The organism is Paenibacillus sp. 01T431, from assembly GCF_056398625.1.
The window spans coordinates 41257-57295 of record NZ_JBFTPT010000024.1 but is presented as its reverse complement, the minus strand read 5'-3'; the positions used below and the strand labels follow the sequence as shown (position 1 = coordinate 57295).

General features: G+C 43.4%; 15 protein-coding genes. 9 read left to right on the top strand and 6 right to left on the bottom strand.

Annotated features, from left to right (window positions below):
• The first annotated feature begins 96 nt into the window (after positions 1–96).
• On the top strand, positions 97–1605 hold the full coding sequence (locus AC1DM9_RS30380) for an S-layer homology domain-containing protein (protein WP_477583813.1): 1509 nt from the start codon (positions 97–99) through the stop codon (positions 1603–1605).
• A gap of 50 nt (positions 1606–1655) precedes the next feature.
• The gene (locus AC1DM9_RS30375; protein WP_477583811.1) at positions 1656–2354 is read left to right on the top strand and encodes an ankyrin repeat domain-containing protein; all 699 of its coding nucleotides are present in this window, start codon (positions 1656–1658) and stop codon (positions 2352–2354) included.
• A gap of 62 nt (positions 2355–2416) precedes the next feature.
• On the opposite strand, the gene AC1DM9_RS30370 is transcribed toward AC1DM9_RS30375, so the two are convergent.
• Positions 2417–2863 (bottom strand): acetyltransferase, encoded by a 447-nt coding sequence (locus AC1DM9_RS30370; RefSeq protein ID WP_441880933.1) that lies wholly within the window; start codon positions 2861–2863, stop codon positions 2417–2419.
• A 24-nt stretch (positions 2864–2887) separates the two neighbouring features.
• Positions 2888–3802 carry a GNAT family N-acetyltransferase gene (locus AC1DM9_RS30365; protein WP_441880932.1) on the bottom strand — a complete coding sequence of 305 codons (915 nt, stop codon included), beginning with the start codon at positions 3800–3802 and terminating at the stop codon, positions 2888–2890.
• A gap of 302 nt (positions 3803–4104) precedes the next feature.
• Between AC1DM9_RS30365 and AC1DM9_RS30360 the strand changes: the two genes are divergently transcribed.
• The 4 genes from AC1DM9_RS30360 (at position 4105) to AC1DM9_RS30345 (ending at position 7502) form a co-directional block, all read left to right on the top strand.
• A complete protein-coding gene (locus tag AC1DM9_RS30360; protein ID WP_477511943.1) occupies positions 4105–4917 on the top strand; it encodes an alpha/beta fold hydrolase in 813 nt (270 codons plus the stop codon).
• A gap of 134 nt (positions 4918–5051) precedes the next feature.
• Entirely contained in the window at positions 5052–5486 is a 435-nt protein-coding gene (locus AC1DM9_RS30355; RefSeq protein ID WP_441880930.1) for a YciI family protein, read from the top strand.
• 244 nt (positions 5487–5730) lie between these two features.
• Entirely contained in the window at positions 5731–6387 is a 657-nt protein-coding gene (locus tag AC1DM9_RS30350) for a transmembrane-type terpene cyclase (protein ID WP_441880929.1), read from the top strand.
• 215 nt (positions 6388–6602) lie between these two features.
• A complete protein-coding gene (locus AC1DM9_RS30345; RefSeq protein ID WP_477583841.1) occupies positions 6603–7502 on the top strand; it encodes an SDR family oxidoreductase in 900 nt (299 codons plus the stop codon).
• Positions 7503–7586: 84 nt separating this feature from the next.
• Here AC1DM9_RS30345 and AC1DM9_RS30340 read toward each other — a convergent pair whose 3' ends face one another.
• From AC1DM9_RS30340 to AC1DM9_RS30325, 4 genes are all read right to left on the bottom strand, one after another.
• Positions 7587–9272: a response regulator transcription factor gene (locus AC1DM9_RS30340; protein WP_477583807.1), complete on the bottom strand. Its 1686-nt coding sequence runs from the start codon at positions 9270–9272 to the stop codon at positions 7587–7589.
• Between the two features lie 28 nt (positions 9273–9300).
• Positions 9301–10626 carry an ABC transporter substrate-binding protein gene (locus AC1DM9_RS30335; protein ID WP_477583805.1) on the bottom strand — a complete coding sequence of 442 codons (1326 nt, stop codon included), beginning with the start codon at positions 10624–10626 and terminating at the stop codon, positions 9301–9303.
• Positions 10627–10747: 121 nt separating this feature from the next.
• Positions 10748–12529, bottom strand: coding sequence for a sensor histidine kinase (locus AC1DM9_RS30330; protein ID WP_477583803.1), 1782 nt, complete (start codon positions 12527–12529; stop codon positions 10748–10750).
• Positions 12530–12555: 26 nt separating this feature from the next.
• Positions 12556–12738 carry a hypothetical protein gene (locus AC1DM9_RS30325; protein ID WP_441963394.1) on the bottom strand — a complete coding sequence of 61 codons (183 nt, stop codon included), beginning with the start codon at positions 12736–12738 and terminating at the stop codon, positions 12556–12558.
• 53 nt (positions 12739–12791) lie between these two features.
• Between AC1DM9_RS30325 and AC1DM9_RS30320 the strand changes: the two genes are divergently transcribed.
• The 3 genes from AC1DM9_RS30320 (at position 12792) to AC1DM9_RS30310 (ending at position 16030) form a co-directional block, all read left to right on the top strand.
• Positions 12792–14186, top strand: a complete 1395-nt coding sequence (locus AC1DM9_RS30320; RefSeq protein ID WP_477583801.1) for an ABC transporter substrate-binding protein — start codon at positions 12792–12794, stop codon at positions 14184–14186.
• A 98-nt stretch (positions 14187–14284) separates the two neighbouring features.
• Complete coding sequence (locus AC1DM9_RS30315) at positions 14285–15199, top strand: carbohydrate ABC transporter permease (protein WP_475443041.1); 915 nt, start codon at positions 14285–14287, stop codon at positions 15197–15199.
• Between the two features lie 15 nt (positions 15200–15214).
• Positions 15215–16030, top strand: coding sequence for a carbohydrate ABC transporter permease (locus AC1DM9_RS30310; RefSeq protein ID WP_477583798.1), 816 nt, complete (start codon positions 15215–15217; stop codon positions 16028–16030).
• Positions 16031–16039: the final 9 nt, after the last annotated feature.

Sequence of the window (16039 nt, the reverse complement as noted above, 5' to 3'; positions counted from 1 at the left end):
ATATTTTATTAATAACTGGTTTCTTGGGCGTTTAACTCTATCCTCTATTATAGAAACAGGCAATAACAACCGAAACGATCTGAGGAGGATTTACAAATGAGAAACTATAAGAAAAAAGCAGCAGCCCTTTTGGTTGCAGCAGCACTAGGAGCATCGACCATTCCGTATGCTGTTATGAACGTATCCGCAGCACCAGCAGTCATTACAAAAGTTTCTGCATCCTCACCATTATCCAATAAAGATATAGAAGCAGCTGTTAATGAGCTCGTAAAGCTTGGTGTTATGCAAGGTTATCCCGACCAATCCATGGGCAGCCTAAACCCCATTAATCGTGCCGAACTTGCCAAAATGATCGTAAAAACTTTCCTTCTCGAAGACACTGCTCCAAATACAGTAACCTTAACGGATGTGAGTCCGAATGCTTGGTATGAAGATTATGCTGCAACGGTTGTAGCGCTTGGCATCATGCAAGCTGAGAACGGTCAATTTGGGCCTCGAGCTGTGGTCTCAGATGAAGAGCTGATTCAAGCCGTATCCAAAGCATTAAAGCGTGATCTCAAGTCCGTGAATGCATGGGCCAGTCCGTTCAGCTCTACGAATAATAACTTAACCCGCGGCGAAGCTGCTTATTTGTTGCAAACCGCTCACAAGGCTATTCCATCGGACCAAGCTAAAATCACAAACGTCCAAACGCTAAATGCCATTACCCTCATCGTGACTTTCGATAAACCGCTTACGACAACGGATGAAGAATTCACGAAGGCAAAAACAGATTTTGCATTTAACGATGGTCTTACTTTAACCAATATGCCGCGTCTAAAAACCGGTTCCATCGCAACCTATATCGTTCCTACTTCCGTTCAGCAAGCAGGCACAACCTATAATCTCACTTATAAAGGTCAAAATGCCGCTTCTTTTACTGGAAATGCAACGAAAGTAAATATGACAACAGCAAGCCAAGTAACAAATGATACGTTTGAGGTAGAAGCGCTGCAAGCAAACGGAGTAACTGACTATGGCTATATCATCTCAGCCTATAGCGGCGGTCGAGGTGCGAATGCATTCATCCTCGATGAGAACAACCAAGCAGGCGGCAAGACATTCCAAATCATTTCTTCAATGCAAGCTCGCCAAGTGACGATTACACCTGAAGGCGGTCAACCGATCATTGCGAAATATGTACCTTTCACACAATCAACAGATGGCAAGCAGGAGCCTAAATTCCGCCTTCCCGAAGGGCAAACATTGAAGCCGGGCGTGACTTATATGGTAACGTCAGATTGGGCTGCTATCGCGAACGCTTCCTTTGTAGCAAAAGAAATACCAACCTTGCAGTTAACTGGTGCTGAAGCTGCTAGTGAAACTTCGATTCTCTTGACTCTAGCACAAGACCCTGGAGATGAACTATTCTCTGGCCGCAGTGTTGAGTTAACGGCGCCAACTGGCGAGAAGATCGTTGCTTCCTATAAATATTCCAGCCGTAAAGGCGCAGTTGGCGTATTTGATTTGGCGAAAGACACGAAATTAACGCCAGATACAACGTACACAGTAAAACCGATAGGCTCGTGGGCAACCGCCCAAGATGTTACAATGTCCTTAAAATAAATTAATTTCTGAGAAAGGATGGGTGTGTGATGTTGCGGTTAATTATAATCATGCTAGCTCTTATCATTTCGGGCTGTCAGGAAAATAATGATCAGGAATTAACAAATGATGAGCAGCATGCAGCCCAATCGGTGAACAACGAAATGGACAAGTTGAATAAAGCTTTGTTAGCAGCAGCAAAACAAGGAGATCGAGCGTCAATAACTAAGCTACTAGCCGAAGGTGCCGACATCAATGCGACCGACGATCAAGGCAGAACCTCTGCAATGATTGCAGTGCATACGAACCAGCTCGATGTGTTTAACCTCTTTATAGAAAAAGGAGCAAATATCAATATTCAAGACAATCGCTATGACAACCCGCTCCTTTATTCAGGCGCAGAGGGGCTGATGGACTTCGTTCAAGCATCGATAGCTGCCGGCGCAGATACAACCATCACCAATCGCTTTGGCGGTACCGCACTCATTCCAGCTGCAGATCGTGGACATGTTGAGATTGTAAGGGAGCTGCTAACCACATCCGACGTCAATATCGATCATGTGAATCAGCTTGGATGGACCGCACTTCTTGAGGCTATTATTCTCGGGGATGGCGGAGCAGATCATCAGGCGATCGTGCGATTATTAATCGATCACGGCGCTAATGTAAATCTTGCGGATTCAGAAGGCGTAACCCCGCTGAAGCATGCCCAGAACCGGGGTTTTAAAGAAATGATTGAAGCCTTGCAGCAAGCTGGTGCACAGAAATAGCGGAACGATAATTTATACAAGAACAACCTACGTGGAGTGGGTTGTTCTTTTGTATATTTATTTCAACGCTTTAATACTAAGTGAAGTATCGGAAATGGTCGTCCTGAACTGTCTAGTTCAGAGCGTCCTTGCTGTACAAAACCATATCGTTTGTAGAAGGTGAATGCTCCTTCGTTTTGCTCATTGACATCGACTTGGAGACTGCTGCCTTTTAATGCTTCGGCATGTTTTATTAATCGACTGCCTATACCCCTTCCGTGGTTATCGGGGTGTACGAAAAGCATCTCGATCTTTGTTCCATCAAGCCCAATGAACCCTGTCGGTACTTTGTTTTCATTTACCTCTACCCAAATCTCAACTTCCTTTAACGCACCATTTTGAAGCATCTGATGATAGAATGCAATATCCTTATCTGTCAAAAATGTGTGCGTATGTCGCACAGCCTGATACCAAATATCCACTAATTTATCGTGATCGTTTTCTTGATAGGGAACAATTTTGTTTATCATAACTCATCCTCCGTATTCATTCACTCATTTGTCAGAGAGTTGTTTTAACCAGGAATAACTAATACTAACCTGCGAGAATCCAAGTGATTTATATAAACCTGCATCCGATGCGACATATACATTTTCAGCACCTAAAAGCCTGCATCTCCGCATTCCTTCCGTAAGTGCAATGCTTGCTAGTCCCATACGCCGGTAATCCGGATCTACACAAACAGGTTCAATATAGGCTGCTCGACTAAGATGATCATACCAGAACCCTGCATACGCAACAAAATTCCCTTCTTCATTTTCAATTACGATATTTATAGAAGGATCATATCCAGGTGCACTCTGCATATAGCCTGAATTCCATAAATCTTTGGGGTCCGGTTCGCCAGCATGATCAAAGCCCCGCCATAAAACGCGCAGCCTGCGTCCATCATCTTCTTTTTTCCGAATATTTCTTACTTGAAGTCCTTCAGGCAGCTTCAGATCAGGGAGCTCATCTACGATTGACCTGCCGGAGTAAACCTCATAGAGAGCAGCATCCCGTATATATCCTCTTTCTTCTAATAAAGCTTTCAATGCTTCATTGCTCTCATCCACATGAAACTCTATACTTTTCCGGCCATCTTCTTTTATTTCATATAAATTCGCTTCCGCGTATTCAATCATTTCCGAATACAGGAATGTATAATTCGGGTCTACATCCAAATATACCTCGCCTAGTTCGCTCTCGAAATGAGCAACTGCTACTATTTCTCCATCTTCTTCCCACAGTCCGATTTGTTCGAACACTCCAGCTTGTTTCAGTGGTACGATATTGGGATGAAAAACGATATATTCCCACCGGGCTGGCATAAATACATGACCAACAGACCATTTTCCAAATATATTTATCAGAAAATCTCTAACCCTGATAAAATCATCTTCTTTATAATGCCCGCACTCTATTCTCATTTGCTTACATTCCTCTCAAACTGCTATTCGGTTGCGCCTTTGACGATCTACAACTATTTAAGCATAGTTACTGCAAATCAGAGATACTAGGGATAAAATAGATATAAACAAATAATCCTGCGCTTTAGATAGCAAATCCCTTTCAATCCTTCATTTTATACAAGTTTACATAACCCTCGTTTTTGCTTTTAAACAGCAAGCAAAATATTTTTAAATTGTTTATGAAATGGTGTCGATATTCCCATCAGCGGTTCGTCGTCTTAATAAAGACATAAGGCTATTTATTCTAAGGAGGCAATCAAATGTATACCGCAACTTCTAAAGACGGAACCAAAATCGCATATGACAAAATGGGTAAAGGGCAAGCACTCCTATTAGTAGCGGGTGCTTTCAGTTACCGAAAATTCCCCGCACAAGTACAGCTAGCACAATTATTGAGCGAGCACTTTACGGTTTACAACTACGACCGCCGCGGCCGCGGCGATAGCGGCGATACACAGCCATATGACACAACCCATGAAATCGATGACCTTAAGGCGATGATTGAAGAGGCTGGCGGCTCAGCATATGTTTGGGGACTGTCATCTGGAGCAGTTCTCGCCCTACAGGCCGCTTCGAATGGAGCTAATATCACAAAACTGGTTTTACATGAGCCGCCATTTGTTGTCGATGCAGCAGATCGCAAAGCGCCGAAAGACTTTGCAGAACAGGTCATGAAGCTGATTGCACAAAATCGCCGTGCAGATGCCATCAAATATTTTATGACTAAAGGCATGGGAGCCCCCTCCTTTATAGTTGCCATGATGCGCATGATGCCAAGCGTTTGGTCTAACCTTATGGCTGTCGCTCATACACTCCCCTACGATGCAGCATTATTGGATGGCTTTATGGATGGAAAACCACTTCCTGCCAAGCTTTGGAGTACGGTTACAATGCCAACGCTGGTGATTGAAGGAACCGAAAGTCCAGCTTCACTGCGGCGGGGTGCCCAGGCCATTGCTAAGGTGCTCCCACATGCCCAGCTCGTTAGTAAAAAAGGGCTTGGACATACCAAGAAGCTCGACGCCAAACGAATCTCTGTGGAGCTTATCGCTTTTTTTAAGAACAATCACTAAATAAAAATAATAACGAATAGATGTAGATGAGATGTCGATCTATCGATGATTAATTCGTCGAATAAGTAGAAGCTGAATTATCGGACTTACTTCAATCGGTATAAGCTTTACTAAAAAATAGGAGGAATACACCTATGAGATTTATGATGATTGTAAAGGCTACAACAGATTCAGAGGCTGGAGTTATGCCAAGCTTGGAGCTCATTAATGCTATGCAGAAGTATAACGAGGAGTTGGTAAAAGCCGGTGTCTTGCTTGCTGCTGATGGACTGCTGCCAAGCTCCAGCGGCATTCGGATTTCTTATCCGGAACCAGGTGGCAAGCCGAAGGTGATAGACGGGCCGTTTACGGAAGCCAAAGAATTAATTGCCGGTTACACGTTGATTGAAGTCAAATCCAGAGAAGAAGCCGTTGAATGGGCCCTTCGTTTTCCGGATCCCCATGGATTTGGCCAAGGCGTAATTGAGCTCCGACAAGTATTCGAGGCAGAAGACTTAATGAACAATCCCGAAACCCTTGCAAAGGAAATGGAGCTTCGTAAACAAGTTGTCGACCAAAAGAATACGTGAATTCATCCTCTCTTCACCACGCTATTAATTTGTTAAAAACGCTAAGTTTTGAGAAAGGAGATCCTTGTCGATCTCCTTTTTCATTTTCCAACTAACAATAGCCTGGCTTCCCTTTGTGGGCATAACAATTCTTCTCTTTTTTCGTTCAAGGGTCTACAGGACATACTAATTTCATATAGATAGACAAGCTAGATGCCTGTACTAGTTGGGCGAATCATATTAGAAAGGATGCGATTGTCGTTATATGGAGCATCTGTTGCCTTTAAAAGTAGAGTTTCTTCTCATGTTTGGGGTAGCACTATTTTGGACGATCGTCTATATTCTCGTTATTTACAAAGGGTTTAAGGATCAAGCCTGTGGAATGCCGCTCGCCTGCATATGTGCAAATATTACTTGGGAATTTCTATTTACCTTTATTATGCCGTTTCACCCGCTTCAGCAAATCGGGACCTTAGTGTGGTTCTTGCTTGACTGCATTATTCTGCTTCAATTCCTCTACTATTCCAAAGGCACCTATCCTAAACGCGTTATTCACGCTTCTGTTTTCGCGCTGCTTGTAATCGCATTTCTGCTGCATTATGGTATGGCGGTTGAATTCCATGATAAGATGGGCATTTATTCGGCCTTTGGCATCAATCTGCTCATGTCGATTCTCTTCATCCGAATGCTGATGATCAAAGACTTGAAGGGACAATCCCTGTCTATCGCTTATTTCAAAATGATAGGCACTTTATTCGCCTCCATCCTCTGCTTCTCGCTCTTTCCGCAATCTCTACTATTGTTTATCATGTATGTTTTGATCCTTGTACTGGACATTGTTTATATCCTACTTGTTTATAGGCTTTCAATTAAAACCGTTCACAAACATACGATCAATAAAACACCGCATATCAATGCCTAATGCCTGCTAGCGGATTTCTGCGGAATAACCTTGCTCGGCAAATAATTGCTCGGCTGCATCAAGAATGATCGCTTTGCTTCGTGCAGTATCATAAGTCCTTTTCTTCTAAACAGCCATCTTTATAAACTCCCTCCAATATGCAAACTAACTAAGAGTTGCGTTTTAGTTGCTGGGTGAATACCCTATTGCAATGAACTCAAATGGAGGATACCATGATGATTCCGTTTTATCCCTATTATGGCTACGAAACAAAGTGCAAACAGGAGCCCCTAACCTTTCCGCCCCAGCATCAAGACAGGCAGCCAGGCCTTGAGTACAAAATGAACCCATTACCGATTTCCGACAACCCCGCGTATAAAGGCAGTGGAAAGCTGGCCGGCAAAGTAGCGATCATTACTGGAGGAGACAGCGGAATTGGCCGAGCTGTTGCCATTGGCTTTGCCAAAGAGGGTGCTGATGTCGTTATCGTTTATTTGTACGAACGTCAAGACGCGCTTGCAACTCAGCAAATGGTAGCGCAATACGGTGGTCGCTGCCTGCTAATTGAAGGTGATCTTCGCAGGCCAGAGCTCTCCACAGAAATCATCAGAATAACACTCGAGCATTATGGAAAAATCAATTGCTTGGTGCTTAACCAAGGAGTCCAGTTGCCTCAGACGAGTATTTTGGACATCTCGAATGAGCAGCTGGAAGATACTTATCGGACCAATATTTTTCCTCATTTCTATTTGACGAAAGCCGCGCTTCCATATCTTCATCCAGGCAGCACCATCATCAGCACAGCATCCGTAACGGCTTATGCAGGTGCCCCGCTTCTGGTCGATTATTCTTCAACAAAAGGGGCTGTCGTATCTTTTACCCGTTCGTTATCGCTGCAGCTCGTTAATTGCGGGATACGCGTTAATGCTGTTGCACCGGGTCCGATATGGACACCTCTGACCGTCTCCAGCTATCCAGCTGAATATGTGCAAACATTTGGCGCCAATACGCCGATGAAACGCGCAGGACAGCCATTCGAGCTTGCTCCAACCTACATTTATTTAGCTTCAGACGATTCATCATTCGTTACAGGCCAGGTATTGCATGTCAATGGCGGAATCATGACAGAAACTTAGTCTTCGCTGCCTTCTTACCTTTTCACAAAATAAGGGGTTGCTCCTCAAGTAGATTAACCTACTTGAGAAGCAGCCCCTTAGCATTTATGAATGCTTTAAATAATAGGAAGCCGTCATGGGACGTTTCTCACATTTCTTGCGATAGGTTACTGGACTAAGTCCAGTCACCTTCTTGAAAATTCGGCTGAAGTGCTCAGGATTAACATACCCTACACTTTCTGCTACATCGTAAATTTTCAACCCGTTCTCTAGTCCTTCTTTCGCTTTTTCAATTCTTAAATTGGTCAAATAGTTGATAAAATTAATACCGATTTCTTTCGCAAACTGTTTGCTAAGATAACTGTCGCTCACACCGACCATGGCGCAAATCGTAGACAAATGCAAATCTTCATTAAAATGATTATCTAATATCGCTTTAGCTTTCGCTACAACAGGACTCAGCCAAGCAGCAGCTTTGTCGAGCTTAGGATGCAGCTTATCATGCAATGCATCAAGAAATAATTGCAGCCATTCCATGGTCTCATCCCATGTCTCTATACTCCGGACATGCTCAACCGGTTGAGGAAATCTTTCATGCAGCTTATCCCACGACATTCCTCGCTCATGCATCAGCGTGCCCGTTTCCCAGATCAAATCGCTGAGTGCTTTTTTGATAGGCTCAGGCGAGGATGGAAAGTATTCAAGCAGAAGCTTGAATCCGTGCTGAATGGACTGTTTCCATCGCATAGGGTCGGCATCTTTTAGCGCTTGCAGCAGCTCGAGCTTAAATGGCGCCCATGCTTCTTTCCAATTGTCCTTCTCTGCACCCATTGATCGTTCGGCTTCTGGATAGATCAAGTGATCATATCCTTGATAGTAACTAAGAAGGGAAAGCCGTTCAGCTTGACGGAACAAACGATTCCACTGCATCACTCCATTGGCAGAGTCACTGATACCGATAGATAAATGAAGATTCAAAAACTGCCGCAGCCTTATTTTCACATCCGTCAAGACAGCTTGGGTCAAACTTCGAATTGCCATCGCACTGCATTGCTCAGGGAAGGTGAAATATAGGATATAGTTCCGTTCATCATGACGACAAACGCGGCATATTCCTTCATTCCTATCCGTGTTCGTTACGGTTCTAATGGTTTGCATAATAATTTGCTTCGTATGTTCGAAGTGAACCACTTGAGATAGTCTAATAAAGGCTACCTTCTGATTTTTCTCGCCCAACTGTTTCCGAACGATATTCAATCCTAATTTCAACTGTTCATCGAGTTCACAATCAGATGAGCTCAATCCATCTGACACCGACAGCTGGTGGAGCATGGAACAAACCATTTCGTCTTCATCTAAGGCAGACAATTCAGGTTCCGCAGCCTTGCTCCTCTGTCGCCTATTCAATTCCTCCACTGTCTTATTCAGCACTGGAGCAATATATTGTTCATCCAATTTCGCCTTTAGCATATAATCAAACGCCCCAAGCACAAATGAGTCTCTTACATAGCCATAGTCGCCGTATGCACTAAGCATAATAATAAGCGGCGGGCTCTCGAACGACACATCCCTAAGTGCTGCAAGAAGCTCCACACCATTCATGCGCGGCATCTTTATATCTGCGAAGATGATGTCGATATCCTGACGATCCTTTAGAAGATGCAATGCTTCTTCTCCGTCGCCCGCCTCTCCTGCAATTTCAATATCTGTTGAAGTTAAAGCGATATATTCCCGAAGCGCTAATCTGGCTAAAGGCTCGTCATCCACGATAAAGGCTTGGTATTTCGGCATCTTACTCCCCCTCATACATCGATAGGCTTTAATTATGCTGAACATATTGCACCGCTTTGCTCCAGTTTTCATTCATCTTATTCTGAATGCCTGCCACTGACTCGCCTGCAAAAATTTCTTGCGCCAGCTTTTTCTCGTCATACTGCGCTGCGTTTTTCACTCGTACAAATTTCTCATCTAACGCGGAATACATAAAAGGCACAAATGGATGCTCTTTATTTTCCTCATTAAAAAAGGGAAGTATGGACTGAACATCCGTTAACGTCGATGAGCTTTGTGAGTTATTTATAAAAGCCTGATAAACCTCGGGGCTGAATACCCATTCAAGAAATTGTATCGCTTCTTCTTTGTTTTTGGAGTTTTTGTTAATCGCCATATACTGGTCCGGCATCGTTACAGAAAGCAGCGGTTCTTTGGTCGTTTCCCTCCACGGCAGCGCAAATGCACCTATATCCTCATCATTGCTCACTATTGCCACATGATCCGAGTAATACCATTGACCGAGTGCGATCATTGCCGCTTCTCTGGACTGAAACAATTGTTTCGCCTGATCAAAGCCAATTTCAAGCGCGTTTGGGCCAGCTAATTTATTTTCCGCGATCGTCTTGAGCATAGCGGCTGCTTTGCCAAAGGCTGAGCCTTCTCCGAATGGCTTCAATTCGTTTGATATATTGGCCAAATAGTTCTCTTCCTTCGCAAAGATTGGCGGTCCAAATTCAATAAATGGATAGAAGGTCCAATCATCTTTGCCCCCGATAGCAATCGGAATATATTTGCCGTGCAATTTAATTTGATTCAGCACATCCATAAATTGTCCTAAAGTTTGCGGAACGCTAACGCCTACCTCTTCAAAAATACTTGGTCGATAATACACATACTCAGAGAAGGATATGAGCGGCAAGCCAAGTGTTTCCCCCTCTATTTCAGCTGGATACTTATTTCTGCTCGTTGCTTGCAATTGATTAAGAGACAGCAATGAATTTTTATAAATGGGCAAGTGACCCGGTTTCAAATAAAATAGGTCAGGCAAATCATTTGCCGTCAGACGCACCTTTAAATATTGGCCGCTATTATCTGGAATCGTCTCTACTTCCACGGTTACATTTGGTTTGAGAGCCGAATATTCCTTCACCTTCTCCGTCCAAAATTCGATATCCGTCTTCGATTCCCATATTCCAAATTTCATTTTTACCGGCTGATTTTGATTGGAGGTTTGTTTCTGTGGTGTATTAACAACTAAAGAATAAATCGTATCATTGGTATCAGCCTTAAACATACCGATCCATCCTGCAAGCAAGCCTACCGATATCAAAGTAACGACTAAGACAGAGACAATATTTTTGTTAAATTTCATTTCCACTTCTCCCAGCAAAACTTGAAGCCGCAAACGAATGATTGCGCTTTCAAGTATATGGCATTTATTATACAGCGTTTATGGTTAGAAAAGTTGACATTTTTAGTTCAAACATGATCATTTATGCTGAAAAATCAGCCATTTCCTCATCCGGTTCATTAATCAAAGGCAATCGAATGCTCACCTTTGTTCCTTGCGGCAAATTAGATTCGTATTGCAATCCATACTGCAAGCCGTAGTGCAGTTGTATCCGTCGATGTACATTTCGATTTCCCATTCCGCTAAACGTATAGGAGGCTGTTCTGTCTTCAAGCTGGTCAATTACGTCTGACGTCATTCCCATCCCATTGTCTGCGATCGTAATGAGTAAATTTTTATCCTCCTTTGCGATTGTGATTGTGATGATTCCAGGGTAATCAATATCCTTCAGACCATGAATGATGCTATTTTCCAATATAGGCTGCAGCAATAGCTTTAACAAATAATGTCCTGAAACCTCAGAATCGATGTTCCATTCCATTTGGATCGGTCTGCCGAAACGAATCTCCATAATGTACAAATAATGCTTCAAATGGTCGACTTCATCCGCTATCGTAGTTAGAAGCCCGCCGCGGTTAAAAGAGGAAGCTAATAGCTGTGTCAACGAGTGAGTCATGTTGCGGATATTGTCCGCTTTGCTTATTAAGGCCATAAACTTAATTGCGTTTAACGTGTTGATTAGAAAATGCGGATTAATTTGCGACTGCAGCGCGGCAAATTCTGCTTTACGCTTTTCGACCTCCTGCTTCTCGCGCTGACTTATTAACTGGCGAACCTGTTCGGTCATTAGATTAAAGGAATGGCCCAGCCTCACCATCTCCAAGCTGCCTGAGCCTGTAAATTTCGCGTTCAAATCTCCACCCGTTACACGAACCATTTGGTGGAGCAGCACACGGATCGGCTTGGTCACATTGGAAACAAAATAGAAGGAAACGAGCACAAACGCTAAAATTATCAAGATAGCGAGAAACCACACAAATGAATTTACATTACGGTAATTGGCTAGCAAATCCGCGAATGGAATAATTTGAACAATGTACCAATCCGTATTGTCTACTTTTGCATACGTTATTAATTTCTTATTGTCCTCTGAGTCATCTACGAAGGACCCTTCTACCCCGCGGCTTATCTCTTTTGACCAATTGTTTACAACCTGGCTTCCCCTATCGATAACTGTATTCGAAGCGATGATTTGACCTTTGCCGCTTACAATATGCAGAACTGATTCCGAATTATCGCGTGACTGCAAAATATGATCGAAAGTTCCGCTTTCAAATGTAAATAGGATTAATTCCATTTTGGACATCCGATTCGTCGTGCTTGGAGAGAGCGCAGCGGCCATCATGTACGGATTGTAATTCCCATAAAGAGCGTTCGGAAGCATGCCTTGAAACCGGATGACGTCAGGCTTGCTAATCGTGTCTCGGTACCAATCTTGCTCGCGTACAGCAGAGTCATCCATCATCATGTTTTTCAAATAAGAATATGATTTTCCATTATCAAAAAAAAAGTTAACAGAGAGCACGCGGCCAGAGACCGATGCGGTGTACTTCTCGATCATTATTTTCAGCTTATTGGCAGCCTTCTGCTTCTCGATGCCGCTCAAACGATTAATATCAAATATGGTGAAAATGACATCCTGATCTACGCCAATCGAAGCAAACAGACCAGACATGCGGTTGATTTCCTGACTTACCGAATATGAAAGCGCTTTCGATATTTGCAGCGAGCGCCCTGTGTTTTGTTCGAGAATATCCCGTTCGTAAATGTTCAATATGACGGAGCATATTAAAAAGACAGGTACGATAACAACCGAAATAAAAAATAGTTTTAGTATGGTAGACATGCGCAAGTTTTTTTGCATATTGGCTCCTTGATTAGATGTTAGGCTTACTCCTCGTATATAACCACCTCAAGCTCATCGCTGTCAATATTCATTTTGGCAAAACCAGTTTTCTTTCTATTAATAAAGTAATGCACCCGCTCACTGTTAGCTGCAACCGCTTCCTTATCAGCAATAACCAAATATAAATTGAGTACAAAATATGACGGATTCAGTTCAAAAATGGTCATGTACCCGGTTGCATTCCCAGCGGTATACTTACCAAAAAAAGGAGGAGTCAACAATGCAAAGAAACAAAATATTTTCGATTTTATTAACAGTAATGATGATCTTTTTAGCCGTCGGGTGCTCAAACTCGAAGAGCAACAACCCGGAGGTTACTGAGTCTCCCGCTCCTGCTGCAACAAACGAGCCCACTTCTGCTGCCGAGCCAAGTCCCGATGCTGCCGGCCTTGAAGGCAAAGTTGTCTTCTGGTCCATGTGGAGCGACACCGAACCGCAAGCGAAAGTGATTAAAGTGGCAGTCGATGAATTTAAAGCTGCTAACCCAAAAGTTACTGTCGATCTGAAGTTTACAGGACGGGATATTAGAAAGCTGATTAAACCAGCACTGGACGGCGGTGAACAAATCGATATATTCGAGGATGATCCTTCCGTTACGATGGCGATCGTTAAGGACCATTTGCTGAAGCTGGATGAATATTTGGCTACACCATCTGTAGGTATGGAAGGAAAATCATTGCAAGATTCACTTATGCCAAGCTTAATGGATTGGACAAAATCATTGTCAGTAACAGCAGGACTTGAAGAAGGCCACTATGCGATTCCGCAGCAGCCGTTCGCTGTACTATTTTTCTACAACAAAGAAGTGTTTGAGAAAGCAGGAATTACGACTCCGCCTAGCTCATGGGAGCAGTTTATGGAATATTGTGAGCTGATTAAGAAATCTGGCGTTGCTCCGATCACATTCGATGATGCATACCGTGATTTGTTCATCGGCGGATACCTCAGCAGCGCAATGGGCAATGAATGGGTCGACGCACTCGTCAATGACAAAACAGGCGAGATGTGGAAAGATCCGATCATCCTTCAATTCGCCAAAGATATGGTCATGATGAAAGAGAAAGGTTACTTCTCTTCTAAGCTTGCAGGCAGTAAATACCCAGCTGCACAGCAGGATCTCGTATTCGGTCAATCCGCTGCTTATCTGAACGGCACTTGGCTTCCGAATGAAGTTTCTGCCACAGCAGGTCCTGATTTCAAATGGGGCTCCTTCCAATTCCCAACTGTGCCTAACGGCAACGGAAAAGGCCAGAATGAGCTGACATTTGGCGCACAAGCTCTTATGCTCAACAAAAACAGCAGCAATAAAGAAGCTGCTATCGAATTGGTTAAATATCTGGTAAGCCAAAAAACACAAGCTGAAATGGTGAAGCAAGCTCAAGCTATTCCCGTTTCTATCGATACAGAATGGCCTGCAGCACTCGCTGAAGCAGAAACAGCAATTAACAACGCTAAGGTCAATGCGCCTTGGGGCTACGGAATCAACAACTCCGCTGACTTCTCCAAAGGTGTAATCGTACCCGTATTTATGGAGCTTGCCGCTGGTAAATTAACGGCAGACGCTTACGTCAACAAAATGAGTGCAGAAGCCAAAAAGTTTTATGGCACAAAATAACGTTAATTAAATACTTCGATCATTGTGCAGCGATCCTTCGGATTGCTGCACAATGACGTTATAACGGATTATGAATCATATCCGGGAGGGAAATTTACATGCAAATTAAAAAACCGATGATTGCCCTTTTCCTTTTGCCGGCGGTACTCATCTATCTTGCAGTCTTTCTATATCCAACGCTTAGAGCTTTGCTGATGAGCTTCTATTCCTTGCCGTCCATCTCAAGCAAAATGTCAGAGTGGTCATTTATCGGATTCGAAAATTACACAGACCTGTTCCGCAACAGCTATTTTATGGAATCTGCATGGAATGTATTGAAAATATGGCTGTTTGGCGGCATCATCACGATTTGCTCCGCCTTCCTATTTGCTGCTATTTTATCATCCGGCGTCCGCGGCAAAACGTTCTGGCGCTCGCTCGTTTATTTGCCGAATACCGTATCTGCAGTCGTGTTATCCGTTATTTGGATTCATTATATATTCAATTCAAGCTATGGCTTCTTAACGAAGCTGTTCCGTTTCCTTGGACTCGATATGCTTGCCGATATTCAGTGGACGAGCGACAGTTATTTGTTCCTCTCCATGCTGCTGGCGTACTGCTTTGGTTCCATCGGCTACTTTATGCTTATCCTTAATGCCGGGATGGACCGCATTCCACGCGATTATTACGAAGCTGCCCTGCTCGAAGGGGCTAATCCATTGCACAAGTTTTTCCGAATCACGCTGCCGCTGCTTCAGGACATATTCCGTATGACGCTCGTTTTATGGACGGTAACAGCCGTGAATTTCTTTGTCTGGTCCGCTACCTTTGGCGGTGCGAGTGAAAGCGTCGCTACGATGACGCCGGGCTACTTTATGTATCTCAAAGTGTTTGGCGACGGCACTTCAGTTTATACGCAGGATGCCTTTAATGTAGGAGCAGGCGCGGCAGTAGGCGTTAGTATTACGATATCAATTCTAATCCTATCCGCCATCATCAATCAGTTCTTCCGTAAAGAACGTCTTGAATATTAAAGATGAGGTGTTAGCATGGTTAATAAAATTCGGTACGTCCCGCTCTATTTGTGGCTGCTGTTCACGATTGTATTGTTTGGTTTCGCCATTCTAGCTTCACTGAGCACAACAAGAGGCATTTTTACAAATTCATTATTTGAGAGCGGCATTCATTTCTCCAATTATATTGATTTATTCAAAACCCAGAAGATGGGACGGTACTTTCTGAACAGTGTCATTTATACCGTTTCAGCTTGCGTCGGTGTTCTCGTATTCGCTGCTCCTGCCGCTTATGTTTTGGGCAGAGTAAAATTCCGCGGCAAAAAAATAGTCAATCTAATGTTTTTATCCGCAATTTCCATCCCTGGCCTGCTCATATCCATCCCGCTTTTTTCATTGTTCGTTGAGTTGAAGCTTACGGGTTCCATTATTACGCTCGTATTAATCTATATTTTCACTAATATTCCGTTTAGCGTATTCCTTCTCACCGGATTTTTCGCTTCCATTCCTAAGGAATTGGAGGAATCAGCAGCTGTTGACGGCTGCGGCCCTATTCAAACGTTTATCAAAATTGTATTGCCGGTTGCCCAGCCTGGCCTGATCACAGTTTCTATTTTCAACTTTATGTCGATATGGAATGAGTATTTGTATGCGCTTATATTTGCTGGTGATCCGAAATATCATACGCTCGCGCTTGCATTGCAATCCATCGTACTCGGCTTTACCAACACAGGAAACTATTCCGGTATTTTTGCAGCATCCATTATCGTATTTTTGCCTACATTCATTTTGTATTTGTTTATTTCCAAGCGCATTGTTGCAGGCATTACGGTTGGATCAGTAAAAGGATAGAAAGGAGTT